This is a genomic window from Ruegeria sp. BHSB064 (assembly GCF_059613205.1).
Map to the genome: position 1 here is coordinate 1 of NZ_JBXWSB010000218.1, position 3,526 is coordinate 3,526.

The 3,526-nt window shown below is 54.4% G+C and carries 3 protein-coding genes; 2 read left to right on the top strand and 1 reads right to left on the bottom strand.

Annotation, left to right across the window (positions count from 1 at the left end; all coding sequences use genetic code 11):
- Positions 1-701: 701 nt before the first annotated feature.
- Complete coding sequence (locus AC2FNU_RS24315) at positions 702-1,256, bottom strand: cupin domain-containing protein (RefSeq protein ID WP_496793992.1); 555 nt, start codon at positions 1,254-1,256, stop codon at positions 702-704.
- Between the two features lie 182 nt (positions 1,257-1,438).
- Between AC2FNU_RS24315 and aptA the strand changes: the two genes are divergently transcribed.
- A complete protein-coding gene (gene aptA / locus AC2FNU_RS24320) occupies positions 1,439-2,734 on the top strand; it encodes an omega-aminotransferase AptA (protein WP_496794000.1) in 1,296 nt (431 codons plus the stop codon).
- Positions 2,735-2,768: 34 nt separating this feature from the next.
- Positions 2,769-3,526, top strand: a 758-nt coding sequence (locus AC2FNU_RS24325) for an aldehyde dehydrogenase family protein (protein WP_496793997.1), incomplete at its 3' end; no start/stop codon positions are given.

Sequence of the window (3,526 nt, forward strand, 5' to 3'; positions counted from 1 at the left end):
CGCGCCAACCGGACAACAGACCAAGGTCAAACCAGATCGTCAGGTCGCCTCGAAACCTCAAACTCTCGTTGTACTTTGCCCAATTCGTGACCCGATACCTGGGTTTCGGGAACTTGTCCCGGTTCGGATCGCTAAATTTGAAAGGCATTCACTTCGCTCATCCTTGGAAATATGTCACCGCCTACGTCACGGCACCAATCCGTGCAACAAAGTCGCCATTCCACAAGTTTGCGACACATCCGTGTAATGAGTTTCCGTTATTCAGAGCGACCGACCGGACCTTCCAATGCTGGTTCGGTCGGTGGTGCATCAAGTGCCTTTCGAAAGATCACCTTGTCGTCGCCATCGGCCCAAAAAATAACGCATACCCGAAGGTTGGTTCGAGTTGGAGTGTCCGAAATGGGCTCGATGCCGACATCGGAGCAGGTGCGGCAAGCCCCTTGCCCCATGTCATGCTGCCACCGAGGGCGGCCCAGAGCCGACCTTGAGCACTTCGTTGGATTTCTGCAGCCGCAGACCGCATTCCGGCTATTGGCTGCAAGCGCGAAATTGATAAATCTGTCGTAGGGGATCGCGTTAGAAAGGCGACAACTGGCCCCTGATCGTGACTTTCGATTTCATTTCTGCATTCTGCGTTGGTTGTCGAATTTGACCATCCTACGAATTATTGAAGCGCTCACAGAATAGCTCTTGGGATTCAGTCAGAACGACGAAGGTGTGCATGCGCTGATCACTTTGCATGGCGTATCACCGGCATTACGAAACCTGTGTGGCAATATGCTAGAGAAGTAGTATGCGTCCCCGGGGCTCAGAACCCTGGACTGCCCATCTACCGTCACTTCAAGACGACCCTCTATCACAACCGCACATTCCTCTCCTTCGTGCGACAGTTCAGATCGACCCGAGTCGGCACCGACATCGTACTCTTCTATGAGCATCTGGAGTTTTCTGTCTCGGCGCTCTCCAGCGACAAGCAAATATGAAACACCGGGGGATCCAAGGTCGCGCATTCTATCGTGCGGGTAAAAAAACGACTCCTCGTTTTGCAATTCAAAACTGAAGAAAAAACCCAAATTGACGTCTACTGAGGCAAGGATCTTTTTGAGCAGCGCCACAGAAGGCTGAGTTGAACCACTTTCGATTTGAGAAATCGTCCCGCTACCCACTCCCGCGCGTTTGGCCATTTCACGTTGACTGAGGCCCTTGGTAGTCCGAATCAACTTTAGACGTCGGGCTGTTTCGAGATCTGATGACAAAACCGTTACTCTAGTGCTTTCTTGCTTTGGATCGAAAGCATTCTAAGGACGTAACGGTTTTTTTCAATAACTTACAGATCAAAATAAAGCTGGGTGTGCGGATGGTCTGAACTCTGCAAAGATTTGTCATCAAATGAAAATCTGTTTCACGAGGAAAGAACGTGCTCGATCAACCCAACACAATGTCGTCGTTTTGGATGCCATTTTCGGCCAATCGTGATTTCCTTCGCGAGCCCCGAATGATCCAAGCGGCCGAGGGGATGTACTACACAAGTTCTGATGGTCGGAAGGTCATGGATGGCACCGCCGGACTGTGGTGCGTCAACGCGGGTCACCGTGATCCGCTGATCGTTGAAGCGGTACATAAACAGGTGCACGAGCTGGATTATGCACCGAACTTCCAGTTCTCCCACCCTCAGGCGTTTGAGTTGTCGGCAAAGCTGACCGCGATGATGCCTGAGGGGATGAGCCACGCATTTTTCACCAACTCTGGCTCCGAGTCTGTCGATACAGCGCTCAAGATCGCGCTGCACTACCATCGAATGCGCGGTGATGGCGCTCGCACTCGACTGATCGGGCGTGAGCGTGGTTACCACGGCACTGGCTTCGGTGGCATCTCGGTTGGGGGCATCGTGAAGAACAGGATGCATTTCGGGACGCTCCTGACAGGGGTGGATCATTTGCGCCACACGCATGATTTAGAAAAAAATGCGTTTTCACGCGGCTGCCCGGAACACGGCGCGGAACTGGCGGACGATCTGGAACGATTGGTCGCGCTTCACGATGCCTCGACCATTGCGGCAGTGATCGTTGAGCCGATGGCTGGATCTACCGGAGTACTTCTGCCGCCGAAAGGATACCTGAAGCGACTGCGTGAAATCTGCGACCGCCACGGCATTCTGTTAATCTTTGATGAGGTCATCACGGCTTTCGGTCGCTTGGGTGCGGCAACCGCGTCTGATTACTTTGGAGTAACGCCGGACATCATCACAACGGCCAAAGGCCTGACCAACGGTGTCATTCCGATGGGTGCGGTCATTGTTTCCGATAAGATCTATGACTCGGCGATGGAAAATGCCGATGCGCCGATTGAGCTGTTCCATGGCTATACCTATTCCGCAAACCCGGTGTCCTGTGCAGCCGCGTTGGCGACGCTGGAAAGCTACAAGCAGAATGATCTGTTTGATCGAGCTGCATTGCTGTCGCAGCCCTGGGAGGATCAGCTTCACAGCCTCAAAGGTCTGCCGAACGTCATCGATATCCGCAATCTGGGACTGGTGGGCGCGGTCGAGTTGGCACCACGAGAGGGCGCACCGGGTGCACGGGGCTATGATGCGATGAAGCGGGCCTGGGACGCGGGAATAATGATCCGTGTCACAGGTGACATCATCGCCTTGTCGCCACCACTAATCATCTCGGAGCCCGAAATAGCGACACTTTGTCAAACCCTTGGAGAGGTATTGGCTGACTTGCCATAACCCCTGACTTCTAACCCCAAAAAGGACTGACATCATGAAAGATGCATCCCCGATCACCTTGATCGGCCACTACATTAATGGCCAAATCACTGTTCCTTCCAGCGAAAAGACCCAGCCGGTATTCAACCCCGCAACCGGGGCGCAAACCGGCGCGGTGTCGCTTGCGACGGTACAGACGGTTGACGATGCGGTTGCAACTGCCAAAGCAGCGTTTCCCAAATGGTCGAATACCCCGCCAATCCGCCGCGCCCGTCTTATGAACAACTTTCTGGCGCTGGTTCGTGAGCACAAAGACGATCTGGCACGTGCCATCACGGTTGAGCATGGCAAGGTGTTCACCGACGCCCAAGGCGAAGTTGAGCGTGGTATTGATATCATCGAGTTTGCCTGCGGCATTCCGCAACTCCTCAAGGGTGATTACACCGAACAGGTGTCCACTGGCATGGACAACTGGACCACGCGTCAGGCGTTGGGCGTTGTCGCCGGGATCACTCCCTTCAACTTCCCGGTCATGGTGCCGATGTGGATGTTCCCGATCGCCATCGCCGCAGGAAATACCTTTATCCTGAAGCCGTCGCCGATCGACCCGTCCGCTGCGCTGCTTTACGCGGATCTGATGCAGAAGGCCGGTTTCCCTGATGGAGTGTTCAACGTCGTACAAGGTGACAAGGTCGCCGTGGACGCGTTGCTGGAGAACGACGACGTCAAGGCCGTGTCCTTCGTCGGCTCGACACCGATTGCGAACTACATCTACGAAGTTGGCGCGCGGCACGGCAAACGCGTTCAGGCCTT

What these genes read in the sequence shown, in the direction of transcription:
- aptA (WP_496794000.1), top strand. Translation starts at nt 1,439, where the DNA reads ATGTCGTCGTTTTGGATGCCATTTTCGGCCAATCGTGATTTCCTTCGC.